Genomic DNA, 15,651 nt, shown 5'->3' with positions numbered 1-15,651 from the left:
TCTCGGGAATGGCCTACGTCGGCCGCTTCGCGCCCTCGCCGACCGGCCCGCTGCACGCCGGCTCGCTGGTGGCGGCGCTGGCGAGCTGGCTCGACGCCCGCGCGCACCGCGGAACCTGGCTGGTGCGCATCGAGGATGTCGATGCGCCGCGCTGCGTGCCCGGCGCCGATGACGAGATCCTGCGTCAGCTGGGCCGGCTCGGGCTCGTCCCCGATGCGCCGCCGCAGTGGCAGAGCCGGCGCGGCGCGCTCTACGAGACCGCACTGGCCCGCCTCGTGGCCGACGGCAGCGCCTACGGCTGCGCCTGCACCCGGCTCGACATCGCCGCGTTCTGGCTGGCGCAGGGCCAGGACCGGGCGCGCCATGCCGAACTGGTCTACCCCGGCACCTGCCGACCCGAGCGCGGCGGCCTCGGCGCGCGCACGGCGCGCGCCTGGCGGCTGCGGCTGCCCGACGCGTCGGTGGTCGACTGGCACGACCGCCGCCTCGGACCGCAACACCAGGACGTGAACGCCGAGGTCGGCGACTTCGTGCTGCGGCGCGCCGACGGCCTCTGGGCCTACCAGCTCGCGGTGGTGGTCGACGATGCCGAGCAGGGCATCAGCCACGTCGTTCGCGGCGAAGACCTCGCCGACAACACCGCGCGCCAGATCCTGCTGCAGCGCGCGCTCGACCTGCCCACGCCGAGCTACCTGCACTCACCGCTGGTGCTGGCCGTCGATGGCCAGAAGCTGAGCAAGCAGAACGGCGCGCAGGCACTCGATCTGGACGATCCGCAGGCTGCGCTGCAGACCGCGGGCGCGGTGCTCGGGCTGCAGTTCGAGCGTCGCGCCGGCACGCAGATCGGCGACTGGCTCGCGGCCGCCACCCACGCATGGGCGGCCCGCGTGAACGAGGAAGCCAGGTCATGAGAAAGCACGGACGCATCGTGCGCTGGGAGAGCGAACGCGGCTTCGGCTTCATCCGCTCCGACGATGCCGCCGATGCGCAGGAGGCCTTTGTCCACGTGCGCGAACTGCGCCACGGCATGCGGCCGGAGGTCGGCCAGCGCGTGGTCTACGACGAGATCCATCTGGGCGGCCGCGGTCCACGCGCAGTGGCGGTCGTTGCAGCCGACATCGCTTCAGCCGGGCAGAGCCCGAAGCGGCCGCCCGCACTCCACGCCACGGCGTCGGTCGCTGTGGCGCGGCCACCGCAGCGCGGCACGCCGCGTCGACCCGCAGCCGGCCCGCGCGAGCCTGGTGCCACGGTTCTGATCGGCTTGCCACTGATCGTGGTCTATGCCGGCGTGCTGCTATGGGCAGCTGCCAGCGGCCGGCTGCCCCTGATGGTGCCGCTCCTCGTACTGCTGCTGAGTGGCGTCACCTTCTTTGTCTACTGGCAGGACAAGTACGCGGCGAGCCAGAGACGCTGGCGCACGCGCGAGGACACCTTGCACGCCTTCGCGCTGTTCGGCGGCTGGCCCGGGGCCTGGCTGGCGCAGCTGCTGCTGCGCCACAAGTCGCGCAAGGCCTCGTTCCTAACGGCCTTCTGGATCACGGTCTTCGTCCACTGCGCAGCGCTTGGAGCGCTGCTGTGGCTGGCTCCGGACGGGAGCCGGTGGTGGCACTGAGCACGGCTTCCCGCGAGCCTCCAACCGCCCGCGAGTGAAGTCGGGCGGGCCACCTGCGGCCGTCCAACGGCAGAACCATGCCTTCAAAGTAGGTGCCTGGTAGCTCAGACGGCCGCCAGCGGCCAGCCGAGCCAGCAGAATGGGGCGCAGGTCATCGCCCTGCGTGCCACCGGCGGCGCAGTCGGAGCATGGCCACCACCCCAGCAGGAAGGCGCGGCTCATGACACGACAGGGCTTCCCCCGGCGCGCGGGCTGACGCCGATGGCCAGCCACCCCGGTGCCACCGAGACGCTCAACGGCCTGCAATACCTGCGCGGCATCGCCGCGCTGATGGTGGCGGCGCACCATGCGCGCACCCTGCTGCCGCCACTCGAGCACTGGGACAGCGTGGGCGCTGCCGGCGTCGACATCTTCTTCGTCATCAGCGGCTACGTGATGGCCTACAGCTCGCAGCGCGTCGGCCGCGACCTGGGCGAGCGCGGCTGGCTGGCGCGCGACTTCCTGCTCAAGCGCTTCATCCGCGTCGTGCCGCTGTACTGGCTGGCGCTGCTGTGGACGATCCGGCCCGAGGCCGCCACGCTGCTGGCCCAGCCCGGCACCTGGCTCGATTTCCTTTTCGTGCCGCGCCCGAGCCCGACCCATCCGGGCCAGGTCTGGCCGCGCTTCGTGCCCGGCTGGACCATCAACTACGAGGTCTTCTTCTACCTGCTCCTCGGCGTCGGCATCCTGTTCGGCTCGGCGCGCAACGCGCTGGTCTGCGCCGCACTGGCCGGGCTGGTGATGGCCGGGCAGTTGCTGGCACCGAGTTCGGCGCCGGGGCGCTTCTACACCAATGGCGTGGTGCTCGAGTTCGGCTTCGGCATCCTGCTGTTCGAGATCGACCGGCGCTGGAACGGTCTGGCCGTGCCGCGCCCGCTGCTGACCCTGCTGCTCGCGGCGGGCGCCTTCGCGCTGTGGTGGCACGCGAACCTGCCGAGCGCCATCTCGCTGGGCCTGCCGGCGGCGCTGATCGTCTGGAGCACGCTGCGCCTGGCACAGGGCACCGAGATCAAGTGGCTGCTGCGGCTGGGGGCCGCCTCCTACTCGATCTACCTGTTCCACCTGGCCTCGTACAAGGGCCTGCGCAAGGCCCTGAACCTGCTGCCGGAGCCGCTCACCAGCGTGCCGCTGGTCATCGTGATCGCCTGCCTGACGGCGACGCTGGCCGGGCTGCTGATCCACCACTGGGTCGAGACACCGGTGCTGGAGTTGCTGCGCCGGCGCCTGCTGCCGGAGCGCCGGGCGGCGAGGGGCCGGCCACTGGCGACGGTCGACCCGTAGTCGAATACCCCCGCATGCGCCGCGCGCCCAGCGCGAAAAATACGGCATTTGCTGAATCAGGCATCTCGTCGGACCCCGTTCCGGCACCTACGCGCCTGATTGATCGCCCGCTCGGAACCGCGGCCTGCCCGCGCAGCCTTCCAGCAGTACCCGGATCGACGCCTATCGCTCACGAAGGCATCGCTCAGCAGTACCGGCCGATGCTTCCATCTCGAGTACCGCCGCGGCGCGCACCAGCGCCGCAGAAGTGTGTACCGGCCACGCCCCACGAAGGCTGGCCGTGGAATCCTGTCCAACAACGAGGAGACAAGAGATGAGCATGCTGATTGCACTGACCATTTCCATCGGCCTGCTGGCGGTGGTGGCGACCTGGGTGTTCCTGGGGCCGCTGGCGGCACTGAACTTCCAGATCTGGCAGGCCTTCATTGCCTGGGCCTGCTATTTCCATTGCGGCGGCAAGCCCGAGAGCGCGACCAAGACGGTGGTCTGCATGAGCTTCGGCGCGCTGGTCGGCGCGCTGTCGGTGATGCTCGCGGGCCAGCTCGGCGCGCTCGGCGGACTCGCCGCGCCGGTCGCGGTAGGCATCGGCGCCGCGGTGATCGTGCTGGCGGCACACCTGCCGATCCTCTCGACGATCCCGGCCTGCGTCTACGGCTTCGCGTCGGTGGCCGGGCTGATCCTGCTCAAGGGCACCGCCCCGCTCGACGCGCTGCTGCCGACCATCGGCTCGATCATCCTTGGCGCCGGCTTCGGCTGGGCCTCGGAGACCCTCGCCGGCAAGCTCGCCAAGAAGAGCTGAGCACGGGCTCCAGCGACTCGGGCGGCGCCGGCTCCGGCGCCGCCTCGATCGCGCGGCCGCAGCCGGCCACAGCGACAACTACAACGCGAGCAGGTGCTCGCGGTAGTAGATCAACTCGTCGATCGATTCGTGGATGTCGGCCAGCGCGGTATGCGCCTGGCGCTTCTTGAAGCCATCCATCACCTGCGGCTTCCAGCGCTTGCCGAGTTCCTTGAGCGTCGAGACATCGAGGTTGCGGTAGTGGAAGAAGGCTTCCAGCAGCGGCATGTCCTTGGCCAGGAAGCGGCGGTCCTGGCAGATCGTGTTGCCGCACATCGGCGAGATGCGCTTGCCCACGTACTGGGCCAGAAACTCGATCGTCGCCGCCTCGGCCTGCGCCTCGGAGACGGTCGAGGCCTTGACCCGCTCGATCAGCCCGCTGCGGCCGTGGGTGCCCTTGTTCCAGGCGTCCATGCCGTCGAGCACCGCGTCGCTCTGGTGGATCGCGAACACCGGGCCTTCGATGCGCAGCGTGAGCTGCGGATCGGTCACGACCACCGCGATCTCGATGATGCGGTCATTCACAGGGTCGAGGCCGGTCATCTCGAGGTCGATCCAGACCAGGTTCTGGTCGCTCTTCTTGAGCACGGGCGGGATGGCTTCGGCAACGGTCATGGTGATCCTTCCTGAAGCCTGCGATTGTCGGCGAACCGTACACTGAGCCCCCATGCAAAACCTCTCCCTGGCCGCGCAGGCGCTGAGCCTGCTGTTCGCGGCCTGTCTCGTGGCCTCGCTGGCCATCAAGTTCTGGCTCGCGAGCCGCCAGATCCGCCACGTGGCGCGCCATCGCGACGCGGTACCGGCCGCCTTTGCCGGCTTCGTCAGCCTCGCCGCCCACCAGCGCGCGGCCGACTACACGATCGCCAAGCTGCGCTTCGGGCTGGTCAGCACCGCCATCGGCACCGCCGTGCTGCTGGGCTGGACGATGCTCGGCGGGCTCGAAGCGCTCAACGTCTGGCTGCGCAACACCACGCTGCCGGCGCTCGGCCCGCTCGGCTATCAGCTGGCACTGCTCGGCGCCTTCGCGCTGATCTCGGCGTTGATCGACCTGCCGCTCGAGGCCTGGAGCACTTTCAGGCTCGAACAGGCGCATGGTTTCAACCGCACGAGCCCGGGCCTGTGGCTGGCCGACCAGGCCAAGGGGCTGCTGGTCGGCGTGCTGCTCGGGCTTCCGATCGCCGCGCTGATCCTGTGGCTGATGGGCAGCACCGGCCCGCTCTGGTGGCTCTGGGCCTGGCTGGCGTGGATCGCCTTCAACCTGCTGGTGCTGGTGCTCTACCCCACCGTCATCGCGCCGCTGTTCAACAAGTTCAAGCCGCTCGAGGACGAATCGCTCAAGGCCAGCGTCGAGGCGCTGATGGCGCGCTGCGGCTTTGCCGCCAAGGGCTTTTTCGTAATGGACGGCAGCCGCCGCTCGGCCCATGCCAACGCCTACTTCACCGGCCTGGGCCCGGCCAAGCGGGTGGTGTTCTTCGACACGCTGCTGAGCAAGCTGACGGTGCCCGAGGTCGAGGCGGTGCTGGCGCACGAACTGGGCCACTTCAAGCATCGCCATGTGCTCAAGCGCATCGTCGCGATGTTCGCGCTCTCGGGCCTTGGCTTCTGGCTGATCGGCTGGCTGGCGCAGCAGTTCTGGTTCTACCTCGGCCTCGGCGCGGTGCCGGCGCTCGACGCGCCGAACGATGCGCTGGCGCTGCTGCTGTTCATGCTGGCCGGGCCGGTATTCATGTTCTTTGTCTCGCCGCTGTTTGCCGCACTCTCCCGCAAACAGGAATACGAGGCCGATGCCTACGCCAGCGCGCAGACCAGCGCGCAGGAGCTGTCGGCGGCGCTGCTGAAGCTGTACGAGGACAACGCGTCGACGCTGACGCCGGATCGGCTGTATGTGCGTTTTTATTACTCGCATCCGCCGGCGATTGAGCGGTTGAAGGCGATGAATGCGTTGCCGGATGCGGCCTAGCGACACGCTAGAAGGCAGAACGCTTGCTGCTGTGAGTCAAAGCCCCCCAGTTCCTCTGCCATTCTCCTTGGAGTCGGCGATGCAGGTACTCGCGTGGGGGGCTGCCCCTGATGCGTCCCCGTACTCTCACAAGCAGATCGCCGAGTGGTGTGACGCGTACTGGTGCGAATATATAGACGTGGATGCTTCGCCAGAAGTAGAGCGCTTGCTGCCAATCCTGACGGACGTTGAGACGCAGTGGGACCTCTTCCTTGCGAATACGTACTCCCTTGAACAGCTTCGCACTCTTTCGTTCGAAGATGTTCGAGTTCCAAGCGAGTGGTTCGCAGACTGGCTTGAGCAGGCCAGGAGGATCGAACTTGACGCATAACCACTTCAGTCGACAGCCTTTGGCCGCGACTAGGCTCTAACGATGAACCTCCGAGACCAACACTGCCGCCCGCTCGAAGGCCACGCGCCGATGAGTCAGGACGAGATCGATGCCCACCTTGCGAAAGTCGTCGGCTGGGCGCTCAACGACGGCGCCATCGAGAAGACCTACCGCTTCGCGAACTACCTGCAAACCATCGCCTTCGTGAACGCGCTGGCCTGGATCGCCAATCGCGAGGACCATCACCCCGACCTCTCGGTGCACTACGACCGCTGCGTGGTGCGCTTCAACACGCACTCGGTCGGCGGCATCTCGCTGAATGACTTCATCTGCGCGGCGCAGCTCGATGCGCTCGGTGCGTGACCACGCATAGCGCTGCGACCGACATCGGGTTGGTCGTCGCCAACCACGGCCGCCACTGCATCGTCGAGACACCCGAGGGCAAGCGCCTGCCCTGCACCGCGCGCGGCAAGAAGAGCGAGGCGGTGGTCGGCGACCGGGTCCACTGGCGGCCGACGCACGAGGGTGCGCGCGGCGCCGAGGCCGGCGATGTGGACGAGGGCGTGATCGAGAAGATCGAGCCGCGCCGCAACCTGCTCTACCGCCAGGACGAGTTCAAGACCAAGAGCTTTGCCGCCAACCTGGACCTGCTGCTGATCTGGATCGCGGTCGAGCCAGTGTTCAGCGAGAGCCAGCTGGCGCGCGCGCTGATCGCGGCCGAGTCGGTCAACCTCGACATCTGCATCGCGCTCAACAAGACCGACCTGCCCGGCGCGCAAGCGCAGCGCGAGCGGCTCGCGCCCTACGTGGCAATGGGCTACACGGTGCTCGAGGGCACGCTGAAGAAGGATGCCGCCAGTTGGCGCGCGCAGCTCGATTCGCGCATGGCCGGCCGCGCGACGCTGGTGCTCGGTCCCTCGGGCGCCGGCAAGAGCACGCTGGTCAACGCGCTGGCGCCGGGCGCGCGGGCGCAGGTGGGCGAGATTTCGCAGGCGCTCAACTCGGGCCGCCACACGACGACCAGCACGCTCTGGTACTGGCTCGGTGAGCGTGATGCAGAAGCGGGAAACCCCGGCTTCGACCAGCGCACCGCGCTGATCGATTCACCAGGGTTTCAGGAATTTGGCTTACGCCAGCTGGAGCCGGCGCAACTGCCCGCGTTGATGCCCGACATCGGCGAGCACGCGGGCGACTGCAAGTTCTACAACTGCAGCCACCTGCACGAACCGGGCTGCGGCGTCATCGCCGCCGCCAAGCGCGGGCAGATCAGCGCGAGCCGCTACCGAATTTACGCGGAGCTCCACCAGGAGCTCGGTCAAAGCCGGTATTAGGACCGCGGCGGTTGTCGCCGCCGAAGCCGTGTTCGCGGCGCGGCGCGAAGCCACCTTCGTCACGACGCGGCGCAAAGCCACCGTCGTTGCGACCGTGGGCCGCAAAGCCGCCGTCGTTGCGTGCCGGACGGGCCGGCGCGAAGCCTTCGTCGCGACGCGGGGCGTGGAAGCCCTCGTCACGGCGCGGCGCGAAGCCCTGCTCGCGATCACCGCCACCGAAGCCGCCACGCGGCTTGTTGGCGCCAAAGCTGTTGCGGCCCGGATGACGGCTGCCCGGCATCGGCTTGCTCGGACGCACCGGTTGCGCCTTGGGCTCGAGACCTTCGATCTCGCTGGCCTGCAGCGGCTGGCGCGTGTACTGCTCGATCGCGCGGATCTTGTGACGCTCGCGATGCTCGGCGATCGTGATCGCCTGGCCGCTGCGGCCGGCACGACCGGTGCGGCCGATGCGGTGCACGTAGTCCTCGGCCTTCATCGGCAGGCCGAAGTTGATGACGTGGCTGATGCTCGGCACGTCGATGCCGCGCGCGGCAACGTCGGTCGCGACCAGGATGCGGATGCGGCCGTCGCGCAGGTTCTGCAGGCGACGGTTGCGCGTGGCTTGCGGCATCGCACCGTGCAGCGCGACGGCAGCGTGGCCGTTCTGCTGCAGCGTCTCGGCGATCGTCTCGGTGTCGACCTGGGTGCTGGCAAAGACCACGGCCTGGACCAGCGAGGCGTCGCGCAGCCAATGCTCGAGCAGCTTGCCCTTGTGGGCGATGTTGTCGGCCCAGTGCAGCGTCTGCGTGATGTCGGCGTGCTTGTCGCCGGCGTTGGCCAGCGCCAGGCGCTGCGGCTCGCGCATGACGCGGGCGGCCAGCGCCATGATGCGCGGCGCGAAGGTGGCCGAGAACATCTGGGTGCTTTCGCGCGCCGAGGTGTGGTCGTGGATCGCCGCCAGGTCGTCGGCAAAGCCGAGGTCGAGCATGCGGTCGGCTTCGTCGACCACCAGGCATTGCACGGCATCCAGACGGATCTGGCCGCGGTCCTGCAGGTCGAGCAGGCGGCCCGGGGTCGCGATCACGAGCTGCGCGCCGCGCAGGTCGAAGATCTGCTTGCCGTAGGGCACGCCGCCAACCACGCTGGCGATGCGCAGGCCGCGGGCGGCCATCTTGTAGGGGTCGTTCTTGCCGGCGTTCTTGAGCGAGATCACCACGCCGCGCATCAGGTTGATGGCGTCTTCGGCCACCTGCTGAGCGAGTTCGCGGGTCGGGCACAGCACGATCGCACGCGGGGTGCTGATGCGGGCTTCTTCAACCACCGGCGCGTCGAGCAGGCGCTGCAGCACCGGCAGCAGGAAGGCGGCAGTCTTGCCGCTGCCGGTCTGGGCGCTGACCATCCAGTCGCCACCGGCCAGCGCGGCCGGCACGGCCTCGGCCTGGACCGGGGTCGGGCTGGTGAAGCCAAGCGATGCGACCGAGGCCAGCAGCGGCTCGATCAGTCCGAGCACGGCAAAGCCGTTGGCGGGTGCGGGTTCGGTGGTAGCAGCAGCAGCAGGTGCTGCGACTTCGGTGTCGGTAACAACCGTGGGCGCCACATCGGCACGCACGGCGGCGCTGAGCGCGGCGAGATTGGCACTCGCGTCGGCAGCAGAAATGGTTTCGGAAACAGGCAGGCCCAGGGCCTCGTCGAAGCTCGTCGTCATGGCAAAGCAGACCGCCCTTTCAGATTCGGGCGGTTCCGTCTTGACCGTGGTGTGTCTCCACGGCGGGGATCCAAACATCGGATGACCCCTGGACGGCATCGGATCGAATTTCGATCCGGCTGCGGGCCCGGTCACCTGAGCCACCGGTAGGTGGTCGGGGTGTGTGTCGGGCCGCTCATCGAGACCGCCAGCGCGGGCTCAGGTAGGGCTATACGATGCACTCGTTGCCTGCGCGGCAATCCGCTTCAGGCAGGCGTTGTTCTTAACGCAGACCGCAATTATTGCATGACCGCCGTTTGCGTCCTGGAGTGCCCTCCCGAATAACCCTTAGGGATCGGGCGCTCAACGCAGCGCCCGGTCGCGCAGCCGGTGCACTTCGAGCGGCGTGACCGGCGGGGCCGAGTTGCCCCAGGCGTTGCGGGTGTAGCTCAGCAGATCGGCGACCTCGTCGTCGGCCAGGACCGCGGCAAAGGGCGGCATGCCATAGGGCCGCGGATTGCCGGCGGTCGCCGGCGCGAAACCGCCGCCGAGCACGATGCGCACCGGGTTGGCCGGCGGATCGAGCAGCAGCGCCCGATTGCCGGCCAGCGCCGGGTAGGCGCCCGGCACGCCCTCGCCGGCCTCGCCATGGCAGTCGGCGCAATGCTTGGCGTAGAGCCGTTCGCCGCGCACGTTGACCGGCGGGGCCTTCGAACTCGCGGCGGCCACGGGCACCGGCTGCTGCGGCAGCCGCTGCAGGTACAGCGCCATCGCGCCCAGGTCGGCATCACTCAGGTGCTGGGTGCTGCCGCGGACGACCTCGGCCATCGGGCCGCTGGCCGAGGCCAGTTCGGTGCGCCCGGTCCTGAGCAGCTCGACGACCTGCGCGCGCGGCCATCCGGCGACACCGGCCTCGTGCGCCGCGTCCAGCGCGGGCGCGTACCAGTCGCGCATCGGCATCAGCCCGCCGCCAAGCTGCTCGCCGCTGGCTCCGAGCGCGTTGCGCGGCGCGTGGCAGGCGCTGCAATGACCGAGGCCCTCGACCAGGTAGACGCCACGGTTCCACTCGGCATCCTGGCGCGGATCCTCGGCGTGCACCGCGGGACGAAAGTAGAGCGCGCGCCAGACGGCCAGCGCGGCCTGCGAGTCGTAGGGAAAGCGCAGCTCGTGCGGGCGCCGCGGCTGGTCCACCGGCGCCAGGCCCTGCAGGTAGGCGAACAGCGCATCCGCGTCCGCGCGCGTGACGCGGCTGAAGTTGGGATAGGGAAAGGCCGGCGTCAGCAGGCGGCCATCGCGGCCTCGCCCGTTGTGCAGCGCGCGCCAGAAGTCCTCGCTGCTCCAGTCGCCGAGCCCGGTGGTGGCATGCGGCGTCAGGTTGGGCGCGAAGACGGTGCCAAACGGCGTCTCGATGCCGCGCCCGCCGGCGTAGGGCACGCCGCCGGCGACGGTGTGGCAGCCCGCGCAGTTGCCGGCCCGCGCCAGGTAGGCACCGCGTTCGCGCTGGGTCGCCAGGTCGGCCACCGGCACAGCCGGCGGCGGTGCCTCGTCGAGCCGGTTCAACTGCCAGACCACCAACGCCAGCAGCGCGACGAGCAACAGGGTGCCGAGTCCGCCGGCGACAGCCCACCGTTGCCGGCTCATCGCGCGGCTCCCTGCGTGTCGACGCTGCCGCAGGGCTCGGGCAGCGGGCCGGGCAGCGCCGGCGCCGGCCGCGCGTGCGCCGGCACCGGCTGCGAGGCCAGCCACTGCGACAGCGCGCCGATGTCCGCCGGCGCCAGCGCGGTGGCGATGCGCGCCATGCAGTCGGGCGCGCGGGCGTTGCGCCGGCCGAGGCGCCAGGCGCCGAGCTGGGCGTTCAGGTAGTCGCGCGGCAGGCCGAGCAGGCCGGGGACGTCGGGCGCGGTGCCGGTCAGCGCCTGGCCGTGGCAGCCGGCACAGGCCGGCAGCCCGAGCGCCGGATCGCCCTGCAGCGCCAGCCGCCGACCACGCGCCAGCACCTCGGCGCTGACGCTGGCCGGCTGCGGCGGCGCATGCGGCAGGTCGAGGCCGGCGAAGTGCCCGGCAATCTCGCGGAGGTACTGGTCCGACAGCGGAGCCAGCAGCGCAGCCATCGGCGCGTTATGGCGGCGGCCGTCGCGAAAGTCCAGCAGTTGCCGATAGAGGTAGCCGGCCGGCTTGCCGGCGATGCGCGGGTAGTAGCCGTCGGGTGTCGCGCGCCCCTGCTCGCCATGGCAGCCGGTGCAGGCCTGCAGGCGCTGGGCCATGCTGTCCTCGAAGCGCGGCGGCGCAGCTTGCGCGGCCGCCGCGCCCAGCAGCAGCATGAGCGGCAGCGCGAGAGTGCGGAGAGCGGAGATCGGGAGCGAGCGGGACATCGTCGGGTCGGCGGCGGCCCGGGCGACCCGCCGCCGCGTTGGCTGCAGCGGCGCAGTATCGGACGCGCCGCGCGGTGCCGCCCACAATCCGGCATTGCCCCTTCGTCCGCCGCCATGACGCCCGACTTCATCGCCCCGCTCTCGCACGGCATCTTTGCCATCGACACCGGCTTCGTGCGACCGCATTTCGATGTCGCCTACCTGATGGTCGACGCCGGCCGCGCCGCCTTCATCGACACCGGGCTCAACAGCTCGGTGCCGAACCTGCTGGCCGCACTCGACTGGCTCGGCCTTGCGCGCGATGCGGTCGACTGGGTGATCCCGACCCACGTGCATCTCGACCACGCCGGCGGCGCCGGCCTGCTGATGCAGCAGCTGCCGCATGCCACGCTGCTGGCTCATCCGCGCGGCGCGCCGCACCTGATCGACCCGGGCGCGCTGGTCGCCGGCGCCAGCGCGGTCTACGGCGCCGACGAGGTAGCGCGCATCTATGGCCAGATCCAGCCGATCGCCTCCGAGCGCGTGCAGACCAGCAGCGACGGTCAGCGCATCCGCCTGGGCGAGCGCGAGCTGCTGCTGATCGACAGCCCCGGCCACGCGCGCCACCACCATTGCATCTGGGACGGCGCCAGCCGCGGCTGGTTCACCGGCGACACCTTCGGCATCTCGTACCCGGAATGCGACGCGCCCGGCGGCCGCTACATCTTTCCGACCAGCACCCCGGTGCAGTTCGAGCCCGAGGCGCTGCATCGTTCGGTGCAACGCATGCTGGAGCAGGCGCCGGTCTGGATGTACCCGACCCATTGCGGCCGCATCGGCGGCAGCGAGGCCGAGGTCAAGCGCCTGGCCGCACTGCTGCTGGAGCAGGCCGACACGATGGCGGCCGGGGCGCGCGAGCTGATCGCAGCCCCCGAGCGCCACGCGGCGCTCAAGCGCAGCGTCGAGGCGCTGTTCAGCGATCGCTGGCACTGGCTCGACCCGGGGCGCAAGCAGGCCGAGATCGCCGAGTTGATCGCGATCGACGTCGAGCTCAACGCCCAGGGCCTGGGCGTCTGGCTCGACCGCGGCGCGCGCGGCTGATCAGGCGGTCGTGGTGGTGGCGCCTAGCGCCGGGCTTCGCGCGCCTGCTGGCAGGGCGTGCAACGCTCCGCCGCGGGCTCGATCTGCAGCCGCGCGAGCGCGATCGCTTCACCGCAATCGGCGCAGCGACCGTAGTCGCCACGCTCGACGCGCCTGAGCGCGGCCTCGATCGCGCACAGCGCGACCGCGTCTCGATGCGCCTCGGCGCCATCGACCGCATGGGCCAGATCGAGCGCGGCCTCGTCCTTGCGATCGAGCACCTCGCGCGGCTCCTCGTCGACGCGCGCGAGTCCGCTCTCGTCCAGGTGACGCAGGCGCTGGCGCAACGCGGCCGCCTGCCGCTCGAGCAACTGCCGCAACACCGGCGTCGCGTCGGCACCCACGAACTCTTCTGCCATCGCGTTCTCCTTGCCAGGCAAGGCCTGCAGCAAGCATTGTTGGCACCCGCGCCGCCGCCGCGTTGACGCGGCGCAAGAAGTGCGCACGCGGCGAGCGTTCAGGACAACCAGTGGCGGGCGCCCCAGGCGGCAGCCAGGCCGCCGCACAGCACCCAGCCGACGCGCAGTGCAAAGCGCGGGCCGCCACTGACCAGGGCCACGCCGAGCCGCGTCAGCGTGTTGACGCCGATCGCCAGCAGCACGCCGGACACGAACTGGCCGCCGTCGAGCCGGCCGGCGGCCTGCAACGAGGCCAGCGAGACGACCGGCGCATGCGCGTCGGCCAGCGCGGCAGTGGCCACGCCGAGCCAGAGCCCGGCGTCGCCGAAATGCTCGTGAGCCAGGCCGACGACGGCCGACACACCCAGCAGCAGCAGCGCCACCGCGAGCGCCTCGCGCGGCCGCAGCGCGCTACCGCTGGCGGCCGCCGGCGACGGCCCGGCGGCGGCGCCCGAACGCCAGAACAGCAGGCTGCACGCGAGGCTGGCGACGACCGCCGCCACCACCACCGGCGCCAGCGCCGCGGCAGCCGCCGGCGCCAGCGCAGCAGTCATCAACAGGGCCTGCAGCCAGGTCGCCACGCCCGACAACCCGGCGCTGCCGGCCAGCGCCCGGGCCTGGGCCGGGTCGGCGCGGACCCGCGCGCCGCACGAAGCCACCGTCGCGGTGCTCGAGACGAAGCCGCCGGCAAAGCCCGACAGCGCCGCGCCGGCGCGCGGCCCGAAGGCACGCAGCGCCACATGGCCGGCCGCCTGCAGGCCGAGGATCAGCAGCACCATCGCCAGCAGCGGACGCGGCGCCATGCCGCCCAGCCACGGCGCCGGCCCGGGCGGGATCAACGGCAGCACGACCAGCGCCAGCGCCGCCAGCAGCAGCGCGTCGTGCAGTTCCTGCTCGCTCAGCCATTCGGTGGCAAAGCGGTGCAGGCGCCGGCGCGCCGACAGCAACACCGCGAGCACGACGCCACAGGCGGCGCCGAGCGCTGGCGCCTGTGCCGACAGCACGCCGACCAGGTAGGTGCAGAACAGCGCGAGTTCGGTCGTGATGCCCGGATCGCGCGAACGGCTGCGCAGGTAGGCCACGACGCCCAGCGCGGCCACCAGCAGCGCGCCAACCGCCACCAGCCATGGCGATGCGAGCGACTGCGCCAGCGCGCCGGCAAGCGCGGCGACGGCGAAGCTGCGCACGCCGGCGGCGGCACGGTCGTCGCCCTGGCCCTTGCGGCGCTCGCGCTCGATGCCGATCAGCAGGCCGCAACCGAGCGCCACGGCCAGGCCGACCCAGGCCGCCTGCAACTCAGACATCGACGCTGGCGCGGTGCTCGGGCACCGAGACCGACCAGCCCAGCTCGTCCTGGATGCGCAGGCGCAGCGTGTCGGCCGCGTCGGGCTCGCCGTGGACCACGAAGCAATGCGCCGGCGCGGCATGGAACCCGCGCAGCCAGGCCATCAGTCCGTCGGCATCGGCGTGGCCGGAGAAGCCCTCGAGATGGCTGACCTCGGCCTTGACCGCGACGTACTCGCCGTGGATCTTGACCTCGCGCGCGCCCCCCACCAGGTGCGCGCCGCGGCTGCCGGCAACCTGGAAGCCGGGGAACACGATGTGGTGGCGCGGGTTCGGCGCCATCGCCTTGAGGTGGTGCAGCACCCGGCCGCCAGTGGCCATGCCGCTGGCCGAGATGATCACGCTGGGCCAGCGCGAGCGCGTCAGGCGCTGCGACTCGGTGGCCTTGCCGACCAGCGTGACGCCCTCGCAGAGGCCGGCGGCCTCGCGCTTGGGGATGCGCAGCAACTTCGCGTGGCGCTGGTAGAGCGCGGTCGCGGTGCTCGCCATCGGGCTGTCGAGGTAGATCGGCAGCTCCTGCGGAATCTCGCCCGCCGCCTTGAGCCGCTGCAGCACCAGCAGCAGCGCCTGCGCGCGGCCGACCGCGAACGAGGGCAGCAGCACGCTGCCGCCGCGGCGAATCGTGGCGCGCACGATGGCACCGAGCCGGGCCTGTACGTCGTCCTGCGGATGGCGCCGGTTGCCGTAGGTCGACTCGACCAGCAGCACGTCGGCCTGCGCCAGCGGCTGCGGCGGCGGCATCAGCAGGTCGTCGGCGCGGCCGAGATCGCCCGAGAACACCAGGCTTCTGCCGCCGGCCTGCAGCCTCAGCGCCATCGCGCCGAGCAGGTGGCCGGCCGGCGACATCGAGACCTCGACCTCGCCGATGCGCACGCTGCGCCCGGTCGCCACCGGCACGATCCTGGCGATCGCGCGCCGCGCATCGGCGCTGGTGTAGAGCGGCAGCGCCGGCGCGTGGCGCGTCCAGCCGCCGCGGTTGGCGCGACGCGCGTCTTCTTCCTGCAAGTGGGCGCTGTCGAGCAGCAGCACCTCGGCCAGGTCGCGCGTGGCCGGCGAGGCATGGATCGGGCCGCGAAAGCCCTCGCGCACCAGGCGCGGCAACCAGCCGCTGTGGTCGAGGTGGGCGTGGCTCAGCACCACCGCGTCGATCGAGTCCGGCGCCACCGGCAGCGGCGCCCAGTTGCGTTCGCGCAGGGTCTTGAAGCCCTGGAACAGGCCGCAGTCGAGCAGCACGCGGGCGCCGCCGGTCTCGACCAGATGGCGCGAGCCGGTGACGCTGTCGGCGGCGCCGAGGAAACTGATCTTCATCGCAGCTTCCGCTGCC

The 15,651-nt window shown here is 70.9% G+C and carries 15 protein-coding genes; 8 read left to right on the top strand and 7 right to left on the bottom strand.

All coding sequences use genetic code 11. From position 1 onward, the window contains the following. Nucleotides 1-8 precede the first annotated feature (8 nt). The 4 genes from gluQRS to EV670_RS03105 all read left to right on the top strand — a co-directional run bounded on the left by gluQRS (nucleotide 9) and on the right by EV670_RS03105 (nucleotide 3,731). Nucleotides 9-911 carry a tRNA glutamyl-Q(34) synthetase GluQRS gene (gene gluQRS, locus EV670_RS03120; RefSeq protein ID WP_130430341.1) on the top strand — a complete coding sequence of 301 codons (903 nt, stop codon included), beginning with the start codon at nucleotides 9-11 and terminating at the stop codon, nucleotides 909-911. Further along, a complete protein-coding gene (locus EV670_RS03115; protein ID WP_130430340.1) occupies nucleotides 908-1,612 on the top strand; it encodes a DUF1294 domain-containing protein in 705 nt (234 codons plus the stop codon). The genes gluQRS and EV670_RS03115 overlap by 4 nt, the downstream gene beginning before the upstream one ends. 261 nt (nucleotides 1,613-1,873) lie before the next feature. After that, a complete protein-coding gene (locus EV670_RS03110; RefSeq protein WP_130430339.1) occupies nucleotides 1,874-2,932 on the top strand; it encodes an acyltransferase family protein in 1,059 nt (352 codons plus the stop codon). A gap of 313 nt (nucleotides 2,933-3,245) precedes the next feature. Then, nucleotides 3,246-3,731, top strand: a complete 486-nt coding sequence (locus EV670_RS03105) for a DUF1097 domain-containing protein (protein ID WP_130430338.1) — start codon at nucleotides 3,246-3,248, stop codon at nucleotides 3,729-3,731. Nucleotides 3,732-3,809: 78 nt separating this feature from the next. On the opposite strand, the gene orn is transcribed toward EV670_RS03105, so the two are convergent. Next, nucleotides 3,810-4,385, bottom strand: coding sequence for an oligoribonuclease (gene orn / locus EV670_RS03100; RefSeq protein WP_130430337.1), 576 nt, complete (start codon nucleotides 4,383-4,385; stop codon nucleotides 3,810-3,812). Between the two features lie 52 nt (nucleotides 4,386-4,437). On the opposite strand from orn, the gene EV670_RS03095 reads away from it, so the two are divergent. The 3 genes from EV670_RS03095 (at nucleotide 4,438) to rsgA (ending at nucleotide 7,431) form a co-directional block, all read left to right on the top strand. Next, entirely contained in the window at nucleotides 4,438-5,730 is a 1,293-nt protein-coding gene (locus EV670_RS03095) for a M48 family metallopeptidase (protein ID WP_207224987.1), read from the top strand. A gap of 412 nt (nucleotides 5,731-6,142) precedes the next feature. Next, complete coding sequence (locus EV670_RS03085; protein WP_130430336.1) at nucleotides 6,143-6,463, top strand: 4a-hydroxytetrahydrobiopterin dehydratase; 321 nt, start codon at nucleotides 6,143-6,145, stop codon at nucleotides 6,461-6,463. Then, nucleotides 6,460-7,431, top strand: a complete 972-nt coding sequence (gene rsgA, locus EV670_RS03080; RefSeq protein ID WP_242616813.1) for a ribosome small subunit-dependent GTPase A — start codon at nucleotides 6,460-6,462, stop codon at nucleotides 7,429-7,431. Before EV670_RS03085 ends, rsgA begins: the two co-directional genes overlap by 4 nt. Here rsgA and EV670_RS03075 read toward each other — a convergent pair. The 3 genes from EV670_RS03075 to EV670_RS03065 all read right to left on the bottom strand — a co-directional run bounded on the left by EV670_RS03075 (nucleotide 7,367) and on the right by EV670_RS03065 (nucleotide 11,466). Next, entirely contained in the window at nucleotides 7,367-9,115 is a 1,749-nt protein-coding gene (locus EV670_RS03075) for a DEAD/DEAH box helicase (protein WP_130430334.1), read from the bottom strand. The genes rsgA and EV670_RS03075 overlap by 65 nt on opposite strands. Nucleotides 9,116-9,457: 342 nt before the next feature. Next, entirely contained in the window at nucleotides 9,458-10,735 is a 1,278-nt protein-coding gene (locus EV670_RS03070) for a cytochrome c (protein ID WP_130430333.1), read from the bottom strand. Beyond that, nucleotides 10,732-11,466: a c-type cytochrome gene (locus EV670_RS03065; RefSeq protein WP_242616812.1), complete on the bottom strand. Its 735-nt coding sequence runs from the start codon at nucleotides 11,464-11,466 to the stop codon at nucleotides 10,732-10,734. Before EV670_RS03065 ends, EV670_RS03070 begins: the two co-directional genes overlap by 4 nt. Before the next feature lie 114 nt (nucleotides 11,467-11,580). On the opposite strand from EV670_RS03065, the gene EV670_RS03060 reads away from it, so the two are divergent. Next, nucleotides 11,581-12,546 (top strand): MBL fold metallo-hydrolase, encoded by a 966-nt coding sequence (locus EV670_RS03060; RefSeq protein WP_130430332.1) that lies wholly within the window; start codon nucleotides 11,581-11,583, stop codon nucleotides 12,544-12,546. Nucleotides 12,547-12,569: 23 nt separating this feature from the next. On the opposite strand, the gene EV670_RS03055 is transcribed toward EV670_RS03060, so the two are convergent. From EV670_RS03055 to EV670_RS03045, 3 genes are all read right to left on the bottom strand, one after another. Beyond that, nucleotides 12,570-12,944 (bottom strand): TraR/DksA family transcriptional regulator, encoded by a 375-nt coding sequence (locus EV670_RS03055; RefSeq protein WP_130430331.1) that lies wholly within the window; start codon nucleotides 12,942-12,944, stop codon nucleotides 12,570-12,572. Nucleotides 12,945-13,042: 98 nt separating this feature from the next. Further along, entirely contained in the window at nucleotides 13,043-14,287 is a 1,245-nt protein-coding gene (locus EV670_RS03050) for an MgtC/SapB family protein (RefSeq protein ID WP_130430330.1), read from the bottom strand. Beyond that, nucleotides 14,280-15,635 carry an MBL fold metallo-hydrolase RNA specificity domain-containing protein gene (locus tag EV670_RS03045; protein WP_130430329.1) on the bottom strand — a complete coding sequence of 452 codons (1,356 nt, stop codon included), beginning with the start codon at nucleotides 15,633-15,635 and terminating at the stop codon, nucleotides 14,280-14,282. Before EV670_RS03045 ends, EV670_RS03050 begins: the two co-directional genes overlap by 8 nt. Nucleotides 15,636-15,651: the final 16 nt, after the last annotated feature.

Origin of the sequence: Rivibacter subsaxonicus, assembly GCF_004217215.1 — a bacterium.
Taxonomy (GTDB): domain Bacteria; phylum Pseudomonadota; class Gammaproteobacteria; order Burkholderiales; family Burkholderiaceae_C; genus Rivibacter; species Rivibacter subsaxonicus.
This window is presented reverse-complemented; position numbering and strand designations above follow the sequence as displayed.